The organism is Sediminivirga luteola, from assembly GCF_014639315.1.
In the GTDB taxonomy this organism is placed as follows: domain Bacteria; phylum Actinomycetota; class Actinomycetes; order Actinomycetales; family Brevibacteriaceae; genus Sediminivirga; species Sediminivirga luteola.
The window spans coordinates 19,371-39,473 of the sequence record NZ_BMFY01000004.1; the positions used below are offsets into that span (position 1 = coordinate 19,371).

Consider the following 20,103-nt stretch of genomic DNA (forward strand, 5'->3'; position numbering starts at 1 on the left):
AGTCGCCTGTGGAGAACGGCTTCCCGGCACCCCGGTACAGTGCCCCAGGTCAGCCGCAGATCGCCACTTCTCCCACCACAGTCCGCCATGTGCGACGGTCTGCACACCGAGACACCTGCATGTCGAATGGCCCGGCCTACGCAGGCGGTCTGGGTTCCCGGGAGCGTCTGGAGGCCGCTCTAGCCCCGGGCCGGGGACCTGCCGGACCCGTCTTCCCCGCCGGCGTCGGGTTCATCAGAGTCGTCGATGGCGTCCGCATCAGGCTGCTGCCCCGCAGACGGCGTGGCGGGCTGCGCCCCCGGCGGATTCTCCGCAGCGGCGCCAGCGTCCGGTGCAAGGCCAGAGGCGCCCTCTGCGGGGATGCCGGTCTCCGGTGCCGGGTCGTCGCCGAGCTGCGGGGCGCCGGCGATGTTCTGCTGCCGCTTCTCCGCGACGAGGGCTTCGCCCGCGGCGCCGGCAGCGGCAGCCGCCCCCGAGGGGACGCCTGCAGCCTGGCTGACCATCGCATCGGCGTCCCGCTCCCGCGGCTCCCCGGAGAACGACCGTTTGATCCGGCGCCAGAGCCGGGTGAGCTTGCCCGGTCCTTGCAGCCGGTTGCGCTCTTCCGCCTCGGCGAAGATATCGCGCCCGCTCAGGTACAGGATCATGGTATTGAGCACCGCCACGACCGGCACGGCGAACAGCGCGCCGAGGATGCCGAAGGTGAAACCGCCCGCGGCCACTGCCAGCACGACGCCCAGGGGATGCACGGAGACGGCCTTGCCCATGATCAGCGGCTGCAGGACGTTGCTCTCGATCTGCTGCACCGCCAGCACGCCGAGGAGCATGATGACCGCCGGCCAGAAGCCCTGCGCCACGAGCGCGATCAGCACCGCCAGGATGCCGGTGGCCACGGCACCGACGACCGGGATGAAGGACGCCAGGAACACCAGGACGCCCAGCGGGATCACCAGCGGCAGGCCCAGGAAGGCGGCGACGAGGGCGATGCCCACCGCGTCGATGAACGCTACGAAGATCTGCACGCGCACGTACTGCACGAGGGTCTGCCAGCCACGCAGCGCGGCACCCTTGGAACGCTCACGGGCGGGCTTGGGCAGCAGCTTGATGCTCCACTCGAAGATGCGGCGGCCGTCGTAGAGGAAGAAGAAGGTGGTGAACAGCACCAGCAGCAGCATCGTCACGAACGTGCCCGCGCTGGAGGTGAACGCCGCGGCGTTGCTGGCGATGGCGCTGGAGTTCTGCTGGACCCACGCGGTGATCTCGTCGACGGCGTCCTGGAAGGCGGTGACGATGATGGTGGAGTCCAGGCCGAAGGGATTGTCCAGCGCCCAGTCGATGATGCTCTGGAATCCTTGCTGGCCGGCTTCCCACAGTTCGGAGAACCCGGCGACCAGCTGTTGCCCGACCAGGGTGAGCAGGCCCACGACGAGGGCGAGCGTACCGAGGAAAGTGGTGGCGGCGGCAAGCGCCCGCGGGAAGCCGACTCGCACGAGAGCCGCGCACACAGGAGAGAGCAGGGCGCTGATCAGGAGCGCGATCAGCAGCGGGATGACCACCACGGTGACGTGCGCCATGCCCCACAGGATGATCGCCGCGGCTGCGACCACCACGATGATGCGCCAGGACCAGGCTGCGCCGATGCGCAGCGCCGGGGAGACGTAGGGTTCGTCGATCGCCACAGGGGTATCGGGAGGCGGCGGCACTTCGAGTTCGCCGGCCCGGTCGTTCTTCCCCTGCGGCCCGCGGTTCGAGCGGATCCCGGCCAGGATGCTTTGGAACCTGCGCGAGAGCGTCGGTGACTCCTCATTCGACGACATGACCACAGCATAGCCGCTGGTGCGCCCAGGAGTCCGGGGCGTAGCCGAACCGTCATCTACGGTGTCCGGCGCACGTATGGTGCACGTGCCCGGTCCGCCCCGACCCGCGTCCTAGGATGACAGTAGCCGCCTCCGACGCGAAGGAACCGCTCATGACACTGCTTGTCCTCGCCTCCGCTTCCCCGTCCCGGCGCACTGTGCTCAGGCAGGCCGGGATCACGCCGCTGGTGCGGGTCTCCGATGTGGACGAAGACGCACTCGTCGCCAGGGAGGGCCTGACAGCGGCGGCGGACGTCGCGCAGGCACTGGCCACGGCAAAGGCGCAGTCGGTGGCAGCGAGGGACGACCTGCATGTCACGGACGCCGATGCCGCGGCTGACCCCGGCGTCTTCGAGCGAGATGGTGAGCGGCGACTACTGATCGGTTGCGACTCGGTGCTGGAACTCGACGGCGAGGTGTTCGGCAAGCCTGGGACCCCCGAGCGGGCGCGGCTGCTGTGGTCGAGGATGGCCGGCCGAGAGGCAGCGCTGCATTCGGGCCACTGGCTGATCGATCTGGACAGCGGCCAGGAAGCCGGCGCGACGTCCACCGCGCTGATCCGCACGGCGGACATCCGCGGGGACGAGCTGGAAGCGTATCTGGCGACCGGCGAGCCCCTGGCGGTGGCCGGGGCTCTGACCATCGACGGCTTCGGCGGGCCCTTCGTCACCGGGATCACGGGAGACCACCACGGGGTGCTGGGCCTGAGCCTGCCCCTGGTACGCGAGCTTGCCGGGCAGCTGGGTCACTTCTGGCCCGATCTGTGGGATCACCGCCGCTGAAGGGGTGCTCCGCCAGACTGCAACGGCTGGCCAGGGCCGCACGCCCCGCGTCCCTTCATGCGCCGACGGCGGCGAGGAGGCGGGCGATGCGTTCCAGCGCAGCTTCCCGGAAGGGGTCACCTTCGGCTTCCTGCACGTTCTCCCACAGGTGGCGGCCACCTGGAGACTTCCCCGGCGCGCATACCCCCTCCGCTACGTCCCCGTTCACGCTGAATCACCGGTGACCACCTCAACGCGTACGCCGACGGCTTCATATGTGGACCGGGCGCGAGCATCCCGCGTTGCCAGCACGAAGCCGTGCTGGCGAGCAGCGAGTGCGACGAGCCCGTCATAGGACGCCCCGCCCAGGATGCCCAGACCAGCAAGGTCGCGGTGCGCCCCGGCCGCGGCGTGAGGCGGAAGCACCGGATTCTCCACGAAGTTCGCGTCGATCAACACGACGGCATCCGCAGAACTCACGCGCGCATCTCCGGGCAGCCGGGTCAGAACAGAGTAGGTCTCCACCAGAGCGTGCCCGCTGAGAACAAGGGAACGCCCGGTCGCCCAGAGCCTGACAGCTTCATGGGCTTCATGCGATGCGACAAGCAGCGGTATGGCCACGCTCGTGTCGACCGCGCGGCGCGACTCGTCAGTCAACGCCGTCCCGCATCGATCAGCGCGAACATCTGCTCGTCCGTGACCACCGTCTTCGCACGGGAAACCAGCCGACCATCGGAGTCCCGTTCCAGCCGGGCAGTTCGCCCACCCGGCGTGATCTGCACTCCGCTGCCGTAAGGCGAGATATCCACCTTGGAACCAGGCACAAGCCCCAGCGAATCACGAATGCTCTTGGGCAGTAGCAACCGCCCTCCGGAATCAATCGTGGCTTCCATGGGAATATTCTACCACTCAGATCCCATTGTCCCCTCAGGCGCCGGCGGCGGCGAGGATGCGGGCGATGCGTTCCAGCGCGGCTTCCCGGGAGGGGTCGCCTTCGGCCTCTGGCACGTTCTCCAGGGTCGCGGTCATCCAGTACTCTCCCCCGCCGGCGACCATGAGCGAGGTGTCCGAGCCGATCACGGCCCTGATGTCCGCCAGGACTCGGGGCTCCGAGCCGCCGAGCCTGGAGTTGACCTCGGCGGTGCAGGGAACGGCCCGGTCGAAGACTTCCTCCGGTGAACTGCCGCCACGCAGGCACCACTCGTTCTCTCCGGTGGGGACCCGCTGCTCGCGGTTTTCGGCGTAGGGCACCCGCCTGTAGTCAAGCCCCGGAGGCGGATACGCGTCGCTGTCGAAGGCACCGGCCGGCAGTGAGTAACGGCAGGCATGGTCATAGATGCCGAACTTGTTGTTCTGCGCCAGGAGGATATAACTCTCTTCCTCATCGACCGTCACGTCGCCGCCGCCAAGCCAGGGTTCCAGCTGAGCGGTGACGACGCTCGCCGGCACTGGGCAGGGCTGCGCCTCGAGGTCGCCGTCCAGCCCGTTCGCCACCTCGTCGGCGAGGCCTTCCGGGTTGCCGTCGGGGACATCGCTGGCCTCCACCATGGTCGTGGGGCCGGGCCCCGGGCTGACGGTGCCGGTGGGACGCTCGTGGCACCCGGCCAGCGCAGCGGTCAGGATCACCGCCGCCGCGCCGAGCGCACGTGCCCGGTGGCTCACTGCCAGCTGGCACCGTCGTCGGTGGAACGGAGGACCTCGTCGCCTGCCCACAACCACAGCGTCCCGTCGGACGCACCGCCGACGGCGACCCCACCGGAGCCGGCATCGGTGTCGGCGCAACCGAGTTCCTCGGTCTCGTTGCCGGATGTCGTGAGCCGCTGGATCGCGATGCCGTCGCAGTCGCCGTTGCCGGCGGCGGCGATCAGAACTGCAGGGCCCGATGCGCCGGCGTCGGCGCCGATGGCGAGGGCGGCATCGGCCGTCGCGGCCTCGGACCAGGCGGCGGCGTCGGTGGTCGCCATGAGCGTGCGGTCGGCACAGAGCACGAAGGCGGTGGAGTTGTCCAGGGCGGCCAGCTGGGCGGGGGTCTCCTGACAGGGCTCGGTTCCGGTACCGGAAGGGACCAGGACCTGGTCGTCATCGATGAGCCAGTAGCCGGCGAGGCCCTCCACCGGTTCCCAGTCGGCCCCGGCGACGAAGGACTGCAGCGCGGCTGGTTCGCACCCTGTCCCGTCCAGGCCGACGAGGGTGACGCGGCTGGTGTCGGGTGCGAGCATGCGCTGGGCCGCAACGAGCGCGGGAGCGTCGGTGCTGCTCCAGGTCTGACCGCCGTCCGAGGTGAACTCCAGCGTGCTGCCCGTGCCAGGGCATTCGACCGCGGCGACCCGGAAAGCTTCATCGGCGCCGATGGGTGCCAGCACGGGAAAGGCTTCGGGCAGGCCCGGGGTATCGGCGGATTCGTCGTTCTGCTCGGTCGCCGCCGGCTCCGGGTCTTCGTCAGCCTCGGTGGTGGCCTGTTCGGCGGGAGCGCTGACCTGGACCGTGGCCGCTTCCCCGGAGGGAACCGACTGCAGCGAGCGATAGGCCCACGTCACGAGGACGACATTGACGACGACGAGGGAGGCAAGCAGCATCGCCGTCCACCGTTTACTCATATGTGCTGCACTCCTGGGGTCGGCCTCGTGAGGGGACTTTCGAACACTATAACTATTGCCCCTGCCACGGCGCTTGACCAGTAAACATGGGGGTGCAGCGTTATACACTCTCGACATGACCATCACGGACGAATCGGCGGCTCCTTCGCGCCGTCAGCGCAGGAACTCCGGCAAGAAGAAGGGCCGCTGGGTGTGGATCACCGCGCTCGTCGTGGCCGGCGCCATGCTGCTGGCGGCCTGTGTGGCCGGCGTGTACCTGTGGCGGCTGTCCAACAGCTTCGATTCGCAGGCGGAGCGGCTGGATTCCAGCGAGATTTTCCCTCAGGAAGAGAACCGTCCCGCGGACGTGAACGAGGACTCCAAGAACATCCTGCTGCTGGGCTCGGACACCCGTGGTGAGCTCGAGGATGACATCGCGGACATCCGCGGCCAGCGGGCTGACACCATCATGGTGGCGAATATCCCGGCGGACCGTTCCAGCGTGCAGGTCATGTCGATCATGCGCGACAACTGGGTGGAGATCCCCGGCCACGGGCAGGCCAAGATCAACGCCGCGCTTGCCTACGGCGGCGTCCCGCTGCTGGTGGAGACCATCGAGGGCCTGATCGGCACCCGGATCGACCACGTCGCGATCGTCGACTTCGAGGGCTTCAAGGACATCACCGATGCCCTGGGCGGGGTGACGGTGCAGAACGAGGTCGCGTTCACTAAGGGCGAGCACACGTTCAATCAGGGGCAGATCATCCTGGGTGGCGAGGAAGCGCTCACGTACGTACGGGAGCGCTATGCGTTCTCCGATGGCGACTACCAACGCGCGCGGAACCAGCAGGCGTACATCATGGGGGTCGTGCAGAAGGTACTCAGCCGGGACACCTTGACCAGTCCTGGGAGGATCGCAGACCTGGTCGACGCGGTCGCGCCGTACATGGTGACCGACGACGGCCTCAGCAGCTCGACCGCCGCTGGCATCGGCTTTTCACTCCGGAACCTCCGTTCGGACGACATCCGGTTCTTCACCTCTCCGACGAACGGCACCGGCACAGCTGGCGGAGGCCAGTCCGTCGTGCTGCCGGACTGGGACAGCTGGGAGCAGCTCCGAGAGGCCTTCGAGAACGACACCGTCGCCGAGTACGAACCGACCGGGCAGTAGCACAGGATAGCGATGCGCATCACCTACATTCATCAACACTTCCGGTTCCCTACTGAGGACGGCGGACAACGCCCATGGCAGTTCGCACGCAGACTTGCGCGGGCGGGGCACCACGTAACCGTACTTTGCGCCGGCGACGAGGAAAGAGTCTCACAGCTCGAGGGAGTCACCGTGCGACGGTTGCGCATTCCCTACAACAACGCCATGTCGAAAAGCCAGCGAATACGCGCTTTCACGCACTTCATGTGGCGTTCAACTCTCCTCGCGGCTCGCTCAAAGACAGACCTCGTCTTCGCCAGCAGCACCCCGCTAACTACTGCAGTTCCCGGCCTCATCGGCTCACGGCTTCAACGAGTGCCTTTAGTTTTCGAAGTACGGGACCTGTGGCCGTCGGTGCCAATAGAACTCGGCATTCTTAGGAACAGAGTGCTCAAAACCAGCGCGCGCGCCCTAGAAGCGGCAGCATACAAAGGCTCTCGGCATGTCATTGCACTTTCCCCGGGAATGGCCGCCGGTGTAAAACGCACCTCTCCCCGAACTCCGGTCACGATCGTGCCAAACGCCAGCGACTTCGACGAGTTCGCCGAAGGACGTCTTCGACGAAGCGAAACCCGTCGTGAACTTGGATGGGGCGACAGCGAAACAGTCATCACCTACGCTGGAAGCTTCGGTTCGACCTACGATGTACCGTGGCTCGTGGAGCTAGCGGCCGAGCTCCGCCACTGGTCAGATAACTACCGCGTAGTCATCTTCGGGGACGGGACGGCCTCGGCCGCAATGCGAGCGCGTGCCACTGAACTCGGTCTGGATACGAAGGAACTGTTACCCGGAGCACGCCCTAAATCAGAAATAGCACGCATCCTCCCCGCTGCAGACTTCGCCGTATCAACAATGACGAGTCATCCAGCTTTGGAAGTGAACTCTTTGAACAAGGTTTTCGACGCACTTGCCGCCAGCACCCCAGTAATCTTCAACCATAGCGGGTGGCTTCCAGACCTACTAGACGAAAAAGGTGCGGGGATCAAGCTAAGTCGCAACCCAGAGGCCGCCGCGGCTAACCTACATCAACTGCTCATTTCCGGCTTTGACCGCCATGCGGCCTCTCAGGCCGCGTACAACCTGGGAAAGACGCACTTCGACCGAGATACACTGTTCAAGAAATTCCGGGACGTTCTGGAGGATGCGGCAGCCGACCTATGAATACGAGCGGCCGACCCAAGCGAATGCGCATCAACCGCCCTTCCTTAACATAGCATCGGTACTTCGTACAGCCCTCATACAGCACCGGCACAAAACACAGCGCGGCAAAGCGGACAATCCCGTGCTGTCCGCAACGAAAACCACGTTCCCTCCGGCGCCACTCACCCGCAAGTTCATGTTGCGAACGCTTCGGAGCGAGGAGCGCGCGAACGCCTGAGCGAATCCACATACGCAATAAAGAGGAGGAAAGCGACGAGCATGGGCAGCCGGGTGAGTGAACGCACTATAAAGATGTGCCAACCCATCCACGCCGAATCAGCTACCGCTGACGCCACGGTGATCCAGACCAGCAGCTTCGCGACGCCTACCAAGTCCTTGTCCGTACGAGCCGCAGATCGTCGGATTCCGCGATCAATCACGCGCAAGAGAAATACAATGGAAAACCCTACGATAAGAACGCCTAACCTGAGTTGGGTCGAATGGCTTAGTGCCTTGGACTTCGCCCCTCAAGCGCGTTGAGGATCGCGGCCTACTCGGGCCCGATCGCCGGCGGCAGAGCAGTAATCGTGCCGTTGATCTCCACCGCCGCCGTCAGCAACGGCCTGATCGTGCGCAGGAACCGCCGGTTCGAAAGCCCCGTCCGATTCTGAACGGTCCGGGACACCGCCAACGCGGCGAACACGATCGTCAAGTGCGCTTCGATCGCGTCACGAGTACACGCGAAAATCGGCCGCGCCGCGAGGTCAGTCTTCGACATCCGAAACGGGCTCATCGCATTTGAGGGTGTAGCTGGTTTCTGAATCCGCCGGTTTCGAGCAGACTCCGCGCGATGTAGTTCGTCAGGTTCCGGAATCCCAGGGCCGAGCCGCGGAGGTGCTCGAGGCGGCCGTTGATGGCCTCCGTGGGGCCGTTCGAGGTGCCTGGGCGGTCGAAGAACGCGAGGATGTCGGCGGCGCGCTGCTTCAGGGTGCGGCCGAGGCGTCGTAGCTCCGTCAGCACGGTCGGGACGCTGCTGGTCAGCGAGTCGATCACGGACTGCATGACGAACTTGCCGAGCCCCGGGTCGGGTTCCCTGTAGGCGGTGACCATGCGCTGGTAGATTCCCCAGGTTGCTTCGACCTCGGCATGCTGCTCGTCGGCGAACAGTGCTTCCAGGCGCGCCTGCTGCTTCTCGGTGAGCAGACCTGCCCCGGTGTGGAGGGTGCGTCGGGCCTTGTAGAGCGGATCGTCCTTCCGGCCGCGTCTGCCGAATGCGTCGCGTTGAACGCGGCGACGGCAGACGTCGAGGGCGTCGCCGGCGAGGCGGATGACGTGGAACGGGTCCATCACCGTCACCGCGTCGGGCAGCTCCTCGCTGGCAGCGGTCTTGAACCCGGTGAACCCGTCCATCGCGACGACCTCGACCCCGTCCCGCCAGTGTTGCGGGCGCTCGGCGAGCCAGGTCTTGAACATCGCCTTCGAGCGCCCCTCGACCATGTCCAGCAGCCGGGACGGCCCCGTCTTCTCACGCACCGCGGTGAGATCGATGATCACGGTGACGTAGCGGTCACCGTGGCGGGTGTGTCGCCAGACGTGCTCGTCGACACCGACCACCCGGACGCCGTCGAACCGGCCAGGATCGTCGATCAGCACGCGCTTGCCTTCCGCGAGGACCGCGTCGTTCGCCGTGTGCCAGGACACGCCGAGGCCCGCGGCGACACGCGACACGGTGAGGTGATCGAGCACGACGCCCTCCAACGCCCACCGCATCCCACGACGAGACAGCTTCGCCCGCGCCGGCGCCGCAGCAGCGAGGTCTTCGCGCCAGGAACGCGCGCACCCGGGACACCGGTATCGGCGGACCCGGACCAGCAACGTCGTGGGCCGGTGCCCGAACGGCTCATGCGCAAGCCGCCGCGTGTCCGTCCCCCGCGACAGCGCCCGGCTGCCGCAGCCCCGGCACCACGGATCCGGCTCCGCCACGCGGCACTCGATCACCGCCCGCTCCGAGTCGATCGACTGCCCCGTCGCGACGAGCCCGAGCTCATCGAGACGGCAGAACACAGTCAGGTCAGGGGTCGCGAAGGTAGCGTGGAGCATGTCGAGGTCTTCCGGCAGATGGTCAGTGTGAGGACTTCCATCATCGGGAGACCTCGACCCTCAACCAGCCACCGACGCGCTCAGGCAGCTACCCCCTCATCCACGAAGAGCCCGCATACGAACCAGCCACGCCTTCGAACATGGCAACCGCGAGCGAGAATAGACCCAGGACGGTAACTTCACCGTAGCCGTGACGAATGAACGCGTATAGCCCAGCCAGTATACCGGCGACGGCAGCAACCCAGCCCGGACCTGCAGCGCTTGGATTTAGCGAAGACAACAGCAGGAGTAGCAATGAGAGGCCGAGACAACTCAGCATTACGGCGCCAGAAAGCAAAGCTCTTCCGCCAGGCAGGAAACCGGACTTGCCGGCATAACTGGTCATTCGGCCCACAGTTATACTTTCCGTAGTCTAATTGCAACGCGCAGCACGGTCAGAATCGTAACGAAACCGGCAACGCTGTATCCGGCTACCATACTCCAGGCCGCGCCTTGCGCCCCGTGGGTTGGTATAAAAAATATGTGTCCAGCAATCGCGGTCACCATTGCAGAAATCGGAATCAAGTTGGCTGTTCGCGAAAATCCGGCCGCGATACTCAAATTCATGCCAAAGTAACTGAAGCCATTAAACGCCGCGGCTAACGTCAACGGAAGGACGAGCGCCAAACCCGCACTGTATTCGGAACCAAAAAGGGGAACCAGAATCATCCACAAGCCGAATCCAAGAGGTGTTGCACATATAACTATAAGCCCCAGGGCACGGATCAGCTCGACCCTGAGAGCGAATCGCTTGCGACTAAGAGCTTTAGTCCAAATCGGCACTCTCGCATCGGCATAATTCTTAATTGGCCACGTCACAAGCTCCGTCATGGTGACCACAACGGTATAGACGCCGAGTTGCGCGTAGCTGGAGAATATCGGTATAAGAAACCGGTCGGCGCGCGAGCCGATAATTTCACCAACACCGGTGAGTGTCAGTTTATACCCCAGCGTCGATACCGGCCCCAGCTCTCGCGAAACCTCTCCGGTCCGAGCAAACGTACGCGCAGCCCACGCAGAAACGGCAGCGTACGGGAGCAGCACTGCTAGGCCATAAGCGGCAAGCCACGCGGTGACTAAATCAACGCCCTTATAGGCTAAGGATGTAGCTGCCGCGAGAAGAGCCAACTGCCCTAAGATGGTAGCCAGCAGGTATGCATGGGCGGTGCCCGCGACAATCGCTGCGGTACGATGCATCTTCTGCTGAACGCCGGACAGGATAAGCACAAATATGGTAACTGAGAACGCAAACCCCGCCGAAAAACTGTCCGCAGCTATTACGCCGACAATCGCCGAAACACCCACAGCAAGTAACATCGGAAGAATACTGAGACTGTCGAGCTCTCGTTGTGCTCGATAAAGGGTATGAGACGGAACGGTGCGGAAACGGAGGTAGGCTCTGTACCGGCCGAGCAAGCACAGAGTGTTGGCGACATACGCAATCTGCATGAACAAAGCTAGCTCGCCCCGCGCCGCTGGACCCAGTGCTCGCGCCGCAAACACGTTCACAATCAACGCGGTCACGGCCACAAACAGTTGTGCAAGAAGAAGTTGTGCTGCCACATTCTTCCATGCAAGTTTAGCCGAGAACTTTATAGACTTGCGAGTAGGCCGCTGCCGTTGACCTGACACGGGAACCTACTTCCGGCGTCCGGCTACGCAGACACTACCGACGCATGCGTGGTCGGCGGTTGTTAGAAAAACTGCTGGGGGACGCAAACGTTCCGAAATCGCATCCTCCTTGCAAAGAGTTATCGGTAGACCGAAACTGCGCGCACCAATCGAGGAGCGCGTTCGTTCTATTCGGGAATCGCTCGCTCTGCTGCCGTGATGACAGTGGACCCGCCCGGTCACCGTACACTGACCTGTCGGCATTCGTGGCCCCCGGTCCCTGCTAGCGACCCGCGCGCCACGGTCGAGAATTCCTGCAGGGACCGACCACTGCGGAGTGATCACCAAATTCTTGTTCACTACTCTTATGTCGCTGTGCTGCGACGTTGTGGGTTGCGTACGTCGTCGTTTTCATATGCGTAAGCATGTGCATATCGGTCTACCCTGTCGACGCCCTTCGCTGGAAGCATAGTGAGTACGATTCCGGCTATGTTTGCGTGCACCTGTTCGAGGGTCTGGAGCGCTGCCGCAATCTGTGTACGCTTTACGTGATTAGCCGCAGCAGCAACGATCACGCCGGTAGCATGCTGGCTTAATATAGCGGCATCAGTCACGGGTAGCAGCGGTGGTGAGTCAATGACTACGGCATCAAATACCCGACCAAATTCTTCTAACGCTTCCTTCATGACTCCGGATCCAAGAAGTTCACTAGGATTCGGCGGGCGCTGCCCCGCCGGAAGAACGTACATTTGGCTATCGCCCCAGCGTTGAATGACCTGTGGCGGTTCGACCCTGCCGATCAGCAAATCAGTAAGTCCGACGGACCCTTCCATCCCCAGGTATTCAGCCAGCTTCGGCCGACGCAAGTCAGCGTCGATCAATAGAACCCGTTGTTGTGTATCTGCAAGAGCAAGTGCCAGGTTCGCGGCCGTCGTGGATTTACTCTCCCCTTGAACAGAGCTCGTGATCACGAAAATACGTTCCTGCCTATCGGCCTGGAGAAACTGTAGGTTCGTGCGAATGCTCCGGAAAGCCTCAGCGTGTGGTGAAAGGGGGTCAGTATGTATCACGAGACGATGACTCTTCAAGTCTGCATCGAACGGAATGCCACCAATCACCGGCACGGATGCGAGTGCTTCGATATCGCGTTCGGTTCGTACACGCGTATCAAGCACTTCGCGGAATAAAGCGAGCCCGGAACCGGTTAAAAGTCCCACAAGCATACCCAAAACGAGGTTGACTAGCAATCGGGGACTCACAGGCGTATTTGGAGCTTCGGCGTGCTGTACGATAGACAGACGGACAGGGCTGGTTTCTGCGCCCTGCGTGGTCTCAATATCTTCGATTACAGAAGTGAGGCTGTCACTGACTGCATTTGCAATGACTGCTGCGCGGTCCGCGTCTTGATCCGTCACCGTAATTTCCAAGAGCGACGTGTCAGTAAGTGCCTGAGCACGAATATTCTCGCTTAGCTCTGCAACTTCCTCACCCGGTGCAACCTCCTGAATTACTGGGTCTAGGACGGCGGGTGTGGTAACCAGATCTGCATATGTGGCCACTCGTTGCTGGGTGAAGGTATTTCCCAGCTGCAGTTCAGAGACGCTGCCTTCATTAGAAGTCGAAACGAAGACTTTTACTGTAGCGGCATACTTTGGTGGTTGCACTAGCGAGACTGCCGCGGCGAGTGCCGTCCCGGTCAAAACGGCGGATACGATCCACACCCATGAGCGGCGTAGCACCCGGAGGTAATCCTTTAATTCCACCTGAATCTCTAACCCTTCGTGAGATTGTAAGCCGCCACGTAGCTCACTTCAAATGTTTTACAAGCATCCGAACACTCGATTCGCAACCGAAGAGAGCCTGGATCATCCTCGTGATTTGGAGTTGCACGCGGCTGACGTGCAAGTTGTCTGCGTCGTTATCGTCTTGCGGCCGCACCACCTGCGCAGTCTAACACGCGTACGGTATCCGTCCGATCGCTTCCATATCCAGAATTCGCCTGCCATGCTCGAAGCCGTGACCGATAGTTAATCGGGACTTTGCGCCGCCAGGACCCCTTGACTCGTGCGACCTTGCCACGAGATCTATTGCGCCTGTCCATGGGTTGATTTTTCAGACGGCGGAGTAGAAGGTTTCAACAGAAATCTCCCCCTTTGTTGTTTATCAGTTGCTGTTCCTACAAACGGCGCAGAAGCTACGCACGCTCCGACTCGGCGGCGGGTTTTACTAATGGTTGCGCGGGAACGCCGACGATAGTGTGTCCCGGAACTGGCGTGCGCGTGACACATGCTGCGGCCCCGATTACCGTCCCGGTGCCGATAGTAAGCCGCTGCAGCACCACTGCGCCAGCCCCTACGAGTACTCCGCTGCCCACTTTGACCTCTCCTGACACGATGGCCCCTGGGTTCACCGAGACGAAGTCGTCCAGGATCGCGTCGTGGCCGATAATCACGCCGGGATTGAGGTGAACGTGTTTTCCCAGCCGCACATTCGTCGACAGCTGCACGCCCGCACACACGACCGTGCCGGCGTCGAGCACCGTCTGCGTGCCAATGGTGGCCGTTGGGTGCACAACCGTGGTCGGCTCCCAGCCGGTGCTGTCGAAAACACCCGCCAGCGTCTGCTTGGCGTTCGGACTTCCGACACCCAAGACGTACGCTCCGGGAGCCCGGCTTCGCAGAACCTCCTCTACTCCGCCCAGGTGCTCATACCCGCGGGCGTGAAGCCGCTCAATGTTCATGCCGCTCGGGTTGTCATCGACGACGCCCACCACCTCGAACAACCGCTCCCCGGCCGCGTTCACTGCCTCGATGACATCGAGTGTCTCCCGTCCGAAACCTCCCGCGCCGATGACGACGAGTTCAGCCGCCATCAGCTTCTCCGAACTTGTTCATCGTCACATGACCTTCCGCGCTGATGCCTTCACGCGTGAGGACCGCGCGTACCGTCGACGCCAGAATCTTCAGATCGAGCATGAGGCCGCGGCGATCCACATACTCCACATCAAGCGCGAAGCGCTGCTCCCAGGAGAGGGCGTTCCGCCCGTTGACCTGCGCCAGCCCTGTCACCCCCGGACGGACTTCGTGCCTGCGGGCCTGTTCAGGCGAATACCATTCCAGGTACTCGACGAGTAGCGGGCGCGGCCCCACCAGGCTCATATCGCCGCGCAGTACGTTCCAGAGGGTCGGCAACTCATCGAGACTCGTGGACCGCAGCTTCTTGCCGAACGGAGTCAACCGCTCTTCGTCCGTGACCCAGCCCCTGGCTTCGTCGACCGGCCGCATCGTCCGGAACTTCAGCAGCGTGAACACCCTGCCATCGCGCCCCGGGCGTTCCTGCCGGAACAAGACAGGTCGTCCGAGATTCTTCGCGACGACCGCCGCCACTCCCGCCTGGATGGGCGCGGTCGCCACCAAAAGGGCTGCGGAGACGAACACATCCCCGGCGCGCTTCACGACGTCGTAGGGACGCGGAACCGAGGACCCGGTCATGCCGCAAGGAATTCCGTGATCGCCCCGAACACACGTTCGCGCTGCTCAGCGGTCAGCGCTGAACCGCTGGGAAGCGTCAGCCCGGTGCGGAAGAGCGCCTCTGAAGAACCATCGATCATGCCCCGGGACCCGGCGAACACCGGCTGAAGATGCATGGGTTTCCAGAGCGGCCGGGATTCGATGTCGCGGGCGGCCAGCGCCTCGCTCAATTCGCCGGCGGTCCACCCAGTCTTCTCCCGGTTCACCAGGACGGCAGTGAGCCACACGTTGTCGTGTTCATCACCGTCGGCACCGAGTACGGATGCACCTTCGACCGCTGCGAAAATCTCCTTGTACCGCTCCCGAAGTTCGCGCCTGCGGGCGATCATCTCGTCGAGGCGCTGCAGCTGCGCGCGCCCCAACGCGGCCAGCAGGTTGCTCAGGCGGTAGTTGTATCCAATATCGACGTGCTCGTAGTGAGCCACCGGCTGCCGCGCCTGCGTCGCAAGGTAGCGCGCATGCTGGGCGAGTTTCTCGTCATTCGTCAGGAGCGCTCCGCCACCGGAGGTGGTCATGATCTTGTTGCCGTTGAACGACAGCACGGAGGCGCGGCCGAAACTCCCAGCAGGACGACCCGCGTGAGTCGCACCCAACGCTTCAGCTGCATCAGAGATCAGCGGCACATCGAACCTCGCCGCGATATCCTCCAGTGCGGTGTAGTCCGCTGCCTTGCCCAGCAGGTCCACCGGCACGATCGCCGCGACGCGCTCACCCGCGGCGCGCAGCTGCGTCAGTGCCTCTTCAAGCAGCCCCGGGCTGATGTTCCCGGTCACCGGGTCGCTGTCGATGAAGAACGGCTCGGCGCCGGTGTAGACGATCGCGTTCGCGGTCGCAGCAAACGTCATCGTCGACGTCAACACGACGTCCCCGGGCTTTACGCCGATCCCCAGCAGGGCGAGGTGGAGTGCCGCGGTGCCCGAACTGAGCGCGACGGCGTGATCTACCCCGATCCGTGCTGTGAGTTCGTCCTCGAAGGCGTTGACGTCGGGGCCCAGCGGCGCCACCCAGCCCGACTTGATGGCGCTAAGTACGTGCTGCTCCTCGAGCTCTCCCACATCGGGCGAGGAGAGATAGATGCGCTCCGCGTTCAAGAAACGTGTTCCTTTCCCTGCGCGGTGTCCGGGGTCTGCTCAGCCGTCCCGGAGAGGGACAGTCGCGCCGACCACTCGTCTTTCCGCATTCGTTCGGGCGCAAGTTCAGACACCGTCGCATGCGTGATCTTCGGGTGGAACGGCCGCTCGTCGGACTCGCTCGCGCCGATCAGGTCCTCGTGCAGCTTCTCCCCCTCACGCAGTCCTGTGAACACGATATCGATCTTCTTACCGGACATGGCAATCATCCGCTTGGCGATGTCCAGGATGCGCACGGGCTCGCCCATATCCAGGATGAGCACCTCGCCCGTCCGGCCGATCGCGCCGGCCTGCACCACCAGCTGGCACGCTTCAGGGATGGTCATGAAGAACCGTGTGGCTTCCGGATGTGTGACCGTGAGCGGCCCGCCGGACTCGATCAGCGAGGTGAACGTCGGGAGCATCGACCCGCGGCTCCCGATGACGTTGCCGAACCGGACCGAGATGTACCGTTTGCCGGTCTGCTTCCCCATCCACGCCGTGATCTTCTCGGCAACCCGCTTGGAGTGCCCCAGGACGCTCGTGGGATTCGCCGCCTTATCGGTGGAGATGTTCACGAATGTCTCCACCTCGGCCGCTCGCGCGGCTTCGAGCACATTCAACGTGCCGAGCACGTTCGTCTTCCACGCTTCTTCCGGGTACTGCTCCAGCATCGGAAGATGTTTCAGCGCCGCGGCATGGAACACCACGTCCGGCCTGCGGGCCAGGAACAGCCGTTCCAGCTCCAGCGCGTCCCGGATGTCACCCAGAACCACATCGTTCGTGTGCAGCAGTCCGTGGCCGGAAACCGCCAGCTGGGTCAGCTGCAGGCCCGTTTCGTCCCGGTCGAACATGATGAGTTCGCTCGGTTCGAAGACACTGAGCTGCTTGCACAGCTCAGACCCGATCGAACCGCCGGCGCCTGTCACCAGAACCCGTTTGCCTTTGACATAGCTAGCGATCGAGCTCACATCCGTGTCAACCGGCTGACGACCGATCAGATCCTCGATGTTGATGTCCCGGAGATCGGACGCATGAGGCGTGCCCGCCAGGCTGTCGCTGATGGAAGGAAGCACCAGGACACGCAGACTGTTGCTGGCTGCGGAGTCCTGGACGCGGCGCAGGAACTCGGAACTCGGCCTCGCTATGCTCACGATCAGCGCTTTGGCCCCTGTCTCAGCGACGGCCTTGTCCAGATCCGCGAACGTTCCCACGTTCTTGACGCCGTGCAGCTGAAGGTTCCGTTTGGCCGGATCGTCGTCCAGGAGTCCCACCGGGCGGAACGCGGATCGCGGGTCAGTGGTCAGCGAACGCAGGAGAAGATCGCCCATCTGCCCGGCTCCGTACACCAGAGCCGGCTCCGCACCGTTCCGCGGCCGCCTGGAACCTTCCACGAAGGTGCGGCGCAGATACCTGACGCCCGCCATCAGGACGAGGGCGTAGGGCACCGCCAGCAGCACAGTGCTGCGCGGGAGGCCGTAGTCGTTGCCGAACGCAATAACCGGCAACCCCACTGCTGCCGCCGCCATCATGGCGGTCACGAACAGAGACCGGAGCTCTTGGAAGGACCCGTACCGGTAGCGGCCGCGGTATAACCACAGCGCGAGACCGATGACGATCTGCGCGGCGACAATCAGGAAACCTACGACCACCAGAGACAGAAGGGGCGCGCCGACGGCGGCGAAGTCGTAACGCGCCCAGATTGCCCATGCCAGCGCAACCCACCACGCGATGGCGTCGATGGCCATCTGGCTCACCACCAGCTGGAGCTTACGTAAACGCACCATGCTCCGGTTTGCGCCTCCTCCGGCGTACTCCAGTCCCGACTGCCACCTGCATCACGGCGTCCCTGCTGCGCGGTGACGACCCGGTACAACCAACCGCGACGATACCTTACACGGATGGTACAACCGATGACGGTCGCCACGTCTAAAAAGACGTGCTCAGCTTTTCACCCCCTGGCCTTCCGCAGTGGGTCTCCGGCATTCTTTGCATTGGCGTGATGCACGGCAGTGCGGGTACATTGCCGAACACGTAAGGATCCTAGCCGGAAGAGGTTTGCGTGCCGGACACCAACACCCCGGTCGACGACGTGCGAGCACAGTTGCAGACGCTACGACGTGCCCTGCATCGCAGCGAACTGCGACTCGCCGATGCTCGCACAGACCGCGACCGTCAACAGGCCGAGCAGGTCGTTGAGCAACTCAGTCTCGAAGCCAAGAGACTCCGAGACGAGCTGCTGTACACGCACGGGCTGCGAACCGATCGGTTTGGTAACGAGATCGTCCGATGGTGACCACGCCCGATCTGCGGCCAGTGCTAAAGCCGACGATTGCCGAGGCCGCCGGCCGGCATGCAGTGGCAGGTTATTAGAAACTCAGAAGCCGCAAGAGGCCTGAGCGCGGACTACGGGATTAACCGCATGCAGGCGGGCACCAAGCAAGGTTTTCGACTCTCAAAAAGCGAAAGACGCGATTACTGACAAATATCCTTGACATATGCCGGTACCAATCGCCCGAACGCGGAGGAAAGAGTGCCCGGACAAAATACCGACCCAGACCGCGGAACGGCGCCAGAGAACGGTACCCACCCAGTCTTCCGTTGGCCCCCGACCATCCGCGGTCCGTCAGTGACCTCCGTAGCCGGCACCGGTATGGAACGGCTAGGCCCCGGGGCGCTCATTCCGCGGAAGTGGGCACCGTTAAAACGTTGCCGGCTCGGCTCGGGCTCAGGGCCTCCCGAGTGCCCGGTAGGTCCAGCCCGCGGCACGCCAGCGTGAGGGGTCTAGCACGTTGCGACCGTCGAGGATGTTCTTCTGCGCCACCAGCCCATCCAGGGCCTCGGGGTCCAGCTCGACGTACTGCTTCCATTCGGTCAAGAGGAGAATCAGCTCGGCGCTCTCGACGGCTTCCTCAACCGTCTCCACATAACGGAGATCAGGCACGCGTCGGCGTGCGTTCTCCAGTGCCTCGGGATCCGTCACCGTCACACGCGCTCCCTGCAGGTTCATCTGCTCGGCCACGTTGAGCGCCGGCGAATCACGGATGTCGTCGCTGTTCGGCTTGAATGCCGCTCCCAGCACCGTCACGTTCCTGCCCACGATGGACCCTCCGCACACTTCACGGGCCAGGTCCACCATGCGCACCCTACGGCGCATATTGATCGCGTCCACCTCGCGCAGGAAGGACAGCGCCTGGTCGACGCCCAGCTCCCCCGCTCGTGCCATGAAGGCCCGGATGTCTTTCGGCAGGCAGCCGCCGCCAAAGCCCAGACCGGCGTTCAGGAATCGCCGGCCGATCCGCTCATCGTGACCGATCGCGTCCGCGAGCGCGGTGACATCCGCGCCGGTGGCCTCGCACAGCTCCGCCATCGCATTGATGAAGGAGATCTTGGTGGCCAGGAAGCTGTTCGCGGCGACCTTCACCAGCTGGGCGGTGGCGTAGTCGGTAGTCATCCTCGGGGACCCCTCGGCGATCGGGCTGGCGTAGACGTCGTCCAGTACCTCGACGGCTCGTTCGCCCGCAGCACCGTCCGGTACGCCGTACACCAGCCTGTCCGGGTGCAGTGTGTCCTTGACGGCGAAACCCTCCCGCAGGAACTCTGGGTTCCACACCAGTGTTGCTTCAGTACCCTCGTAAGCGGCGGCCAGTCCCTCGGCAGTGCCGACCGGCACCGTGGACTTGCCCACCACCAGGTCACCGGGCGTCACGTGCTGACGCAAGGCGCCGAAAGCAGCATCGACGTAGCGCAGGTCCGCAGCGAACTCCCCCTGCTTCTGCGGTGTACCCACACAGACGAAATGAACCTGCGAGCCTGCCGCGTCAGCGATGTCGGTGCTGAAACGGAGCCGGCCAGAAGCGACTCCCTGACTGAGCAGGTCCGGCAGATCCGGCTCAAAGAACGGCGGGCGTCCGGCGGCAAGAGCTTCCACCTTTGCCGCGTCGGTGTCAATGCCGATGACGTCGTGTCCCAGATGCGCCATGCTCGCGGCGTGGACAGCACCCAGATAACCGCATCCGATCACAGAAAGCTTCACGTCAAGACACACTAGCAGTGGAAACTAAACCGCTTCTTAACAGCGAGCGTCGGCGTGACGTTCGCTGCATCTCCGATGGAACCGCGGGCGCAGCAGGGCCGCTCGCCGCACGCCGTACCCGCGGCGCGGTCCACA

At 63.7% G+C, this 20,103-nt stretch carries 17 protein-coding genes and 1 pseudogene; 4 read left to right on the forward strand and 14 right to left on the reverse strand.

The features are described 5' to 3' along the window. Positions 1–179 precede the first annotated feature (179 nt). Positions 180–1,817, reverse strand: coding sequence for an AI-2E family transporter (locus IEW13_RS05145; protein ID WP_188549874.1), 1,638 nt, complete (start codon positions 1,815–1,817; stop codon positions 180–182). Between the two features lie 152 nt (positions 1,818–1,969). Here IEW13_RS05145 and IEW13_RS05150 point away from each other — a divergent pair, with 152 nt between their 5' ends. After that, a complete protein-coding gene (locus IEW13_RS05150) occupies positions 1,970–2,638 on the forward strand; it encodes a nucleoside triphosphate pyrophosphatase (RefSeq protein WP_188549875.1) in 669 nt (222 codons plus the stop codon). Positions 2,639–2,842: 204 nt separating this feature from the next. On the opposite strand, the gene IEW13_RS05155 is transcribed toward IEW13_RS05150, so the two are convergent. From IEW13_RS05155 to IEW13_RS05170, 4 genes are read right to left on the reverse strand one after another with little or no spacing between them, the layout of a single operon-like run. Further along, positions 2,843–3,274 (reverse strand): type II toxin-antitoxin system VapC family toxin, encoded by a 432-nt coding sequence (locus IEW13_RS05155; RefSeq protein WP_188549876.1) that lies wholly within the window; start codon positions 3,272–3,274, stop codon positions 2,843–2,845. Next, on the reverse strand, positions 3,271–3,510 hold the full coding sequence (locus IEW13_RS05160; RefSeq protein WP_188549877.1) for an AbrB/MazE/SpoVT family DNA-binding domain-containing protein: 240 nt from the start codon (positions 3,508–3,510) through the stop codon (positions 3,271–3,273). The genes IEW13_RS05155 and IEW13_RS05160 overlap by 4 nt, the downstream gene beginning before the upstream one ends. A gap of 34 nt (positions 3,511–3,544) precedes the next feature. After that, positions 3,545–4,279: a hypothetical protein gene (locus tag IEW13_RS05165; RefSeq protein ID WP_188549878.1), complete on the reverse strand. Its 735-nt coding sequence runs from the start codon at positions 4,277–4,279 to the stop codon at positions 3,545–3,547. Next, positions 4,276–5,214: a hypothetical protein gene (locus IEW13_RS05170; RefSeq protein WP_188549879.1), complete on the reverse strand. Its 939-nt coding sequence runs from the start codon at positions 5,212–5,214 to the stop codon at positions 4,276–4,278. Before IEW13_RS05170 ends, IEW13_RS05165 begins: the two co-directional genes overlap by 4 nt. Before the next feature lie 115 nt (positions 5,215–5,329). Between IEW13_RS05170 and IEW13_RS05175 the strand changes: the two genes are divergently transcribed. Both IEW13_RS05175 and IEW13_RS05180 read left to right on the forward strand, forming a co-directional pair. Continuing rightward, the gene (locus IEW13_RS05175) at positions 5,330–6,364 is read left to right on the forward strand and encodes an LCP family protein (protein WP_188549880.1); all 1,035 of its coding nucleotides are present in this window, start codon (positions 5,330–5,332) and stop codon (positions 6,362–6,364) included. Between the two features lie 12 nt (positions 6,365–6,376). Next, the gene (locus tag IEW13_RS05180; RefSeq protein ID WP_188549881.1) at positions 6,377–7,564 is read left to right on the forward strand and encodes a glycosyltransferase family 4 protein; all 1,188 of its coding nucleotides are present in this window, start codon (positions 6,377–6,379) and stop codon (positions 7,562–7,564) included. Positions 7,565–8,093: 529 nt separating this feature from the next. On the opposite strand, the pseudogene IEW13_RS05185 reads toward IEW13_RS05180, so the two are convergent. From IEW13_RS05185 to IEW13_RS05220, 8 genes and pseudogenes are all read right to left on the reverse strand, one after another. Further along, a pseudogene (locus tag IEW13_RS05185) lies at positions 8,094–8,327 on the reverse strand (IS1634 family transposase); the annotation flags it as partial. A gap of 5 nt (positions 8,328–8,332) precedes the next feature. Beyond that, complete coding sequence (locus IEW13_RS05190) at positions 8,333–9,643, reverse strand: ISL3 family transposase (RefSeq protein WP_188549883.1); 1,311 nt, start codon at positions 9,641–9,643, stop codon at positions 8,333–8,335. A 396-nt stretch (positions 9,644–10,039) separates the two neighbouring features. Next, positions 10,040–11,245, reverse strand: a complete 1,206-nt coding sequence (locus tag IEW13_RS05195; protein WP_188549884.1) for a lipopolysaccharide biosynthesis protein — start codon at positions 11,243–11,245, stop codon at positions 10,040–10,042. A gap of 413 nt (positions 11,246–11,658) precedes the next feature. Next, complete coding sequence (locus IEW13_RS05200; protein WP_188549885.1) at positions 11,659–13,056, reverse strand: tyrosine-protein kinase domain-containing protein; 1,398 nt, start codon at positions 13,054–13,056, stop codon at positions 11,659–11,661. A 431-nt stretch (positions 13,057–13,487) separates the two neighbouring features. After that, positions 13,488–14,165, reverse strand: coding sequence for a NeuD/PglB/VioB family sugar acetyltransferase (locus IEW13_RS05205; protein ID WP_188549886.1), 678 nt, complete (start codon positions 14,163–14,165; stop codon positions 13,488–13,490). Continuing rightward, positions 14,155–14,784, reverse strand: coding sequence for a sugar transferase (locus IEW13_RS05210; protein WP_188549887.1), 630 nt, complete (start codon positions 14,782–14,784; stop codon positions 14,155–14,157). Before IEW13_RS05210 ends, IEW13_RS05205 begins: the two co-directional genes overlap by 11 nt. After that, positions 14,781–15,914, reverse strand: a complete 1,134-nt coding sequence (locus tag IEW13_RS05215) for a DegT/DnrJ/EryC1/StrS family aminotransferase (protein ID WP_229744950.1) — start codon at positions 15,912–15,914, stop codon at positions 14,781–14,783. Before IEW13_RS05215 ends, IEW13_RS05210 begins: the two co-directional genes overlap by 4 nt. Next, on the reverse strand, positions 15,911–17,719 hold the full coding sequence (locus IEW13_RS05220; protein WP_188549888.1) for a polysaccharide biosynthesis protein: 1,809 nt from the start codon (positions 17,717–17,719) through the stop codon (positions 15,911–15,913). The genes IEW13_RS05215 and IEW13_RS05220 overlap by 4 nt, the downstream gene beginning before the upstream one ends. A 275-nt stretch (positions 17,720–17,994) precedes the next feature. On the opposite strand from IEW13_RS05220, the gene IEW13_RS05225 reads away from it, so the two are divergent. Next, positions 17,995–18,228 (forward strand): hypothetical protein, encoded by a 234-nt coding sequence (locus tag IEW13_RS05225; RefSeq protein WP_188549889.1) that lies wholly within the window; start codon positions 17,995–17,997, stop codon positions 18,226–18,228. Between the two features lie 432 nt (positions 18,229–18,660). Here the strand turns inward: IEW13_RS05225 and IEW13_RS05230 are convergent, their stop codons facing one another. Then, complete coding sequence (locus IEW13_RS05230) at positions 18,661–19,968, reverse strand: UDP-glucose dehydrogenase family protein (protein ID WP_188549890.1); 1,308 nt, start codon at positions 19,966–19,968, stop codon at positions 18,661–18,663. Positions 19,969–20,103: the final 135 nt, after the last annotated feature.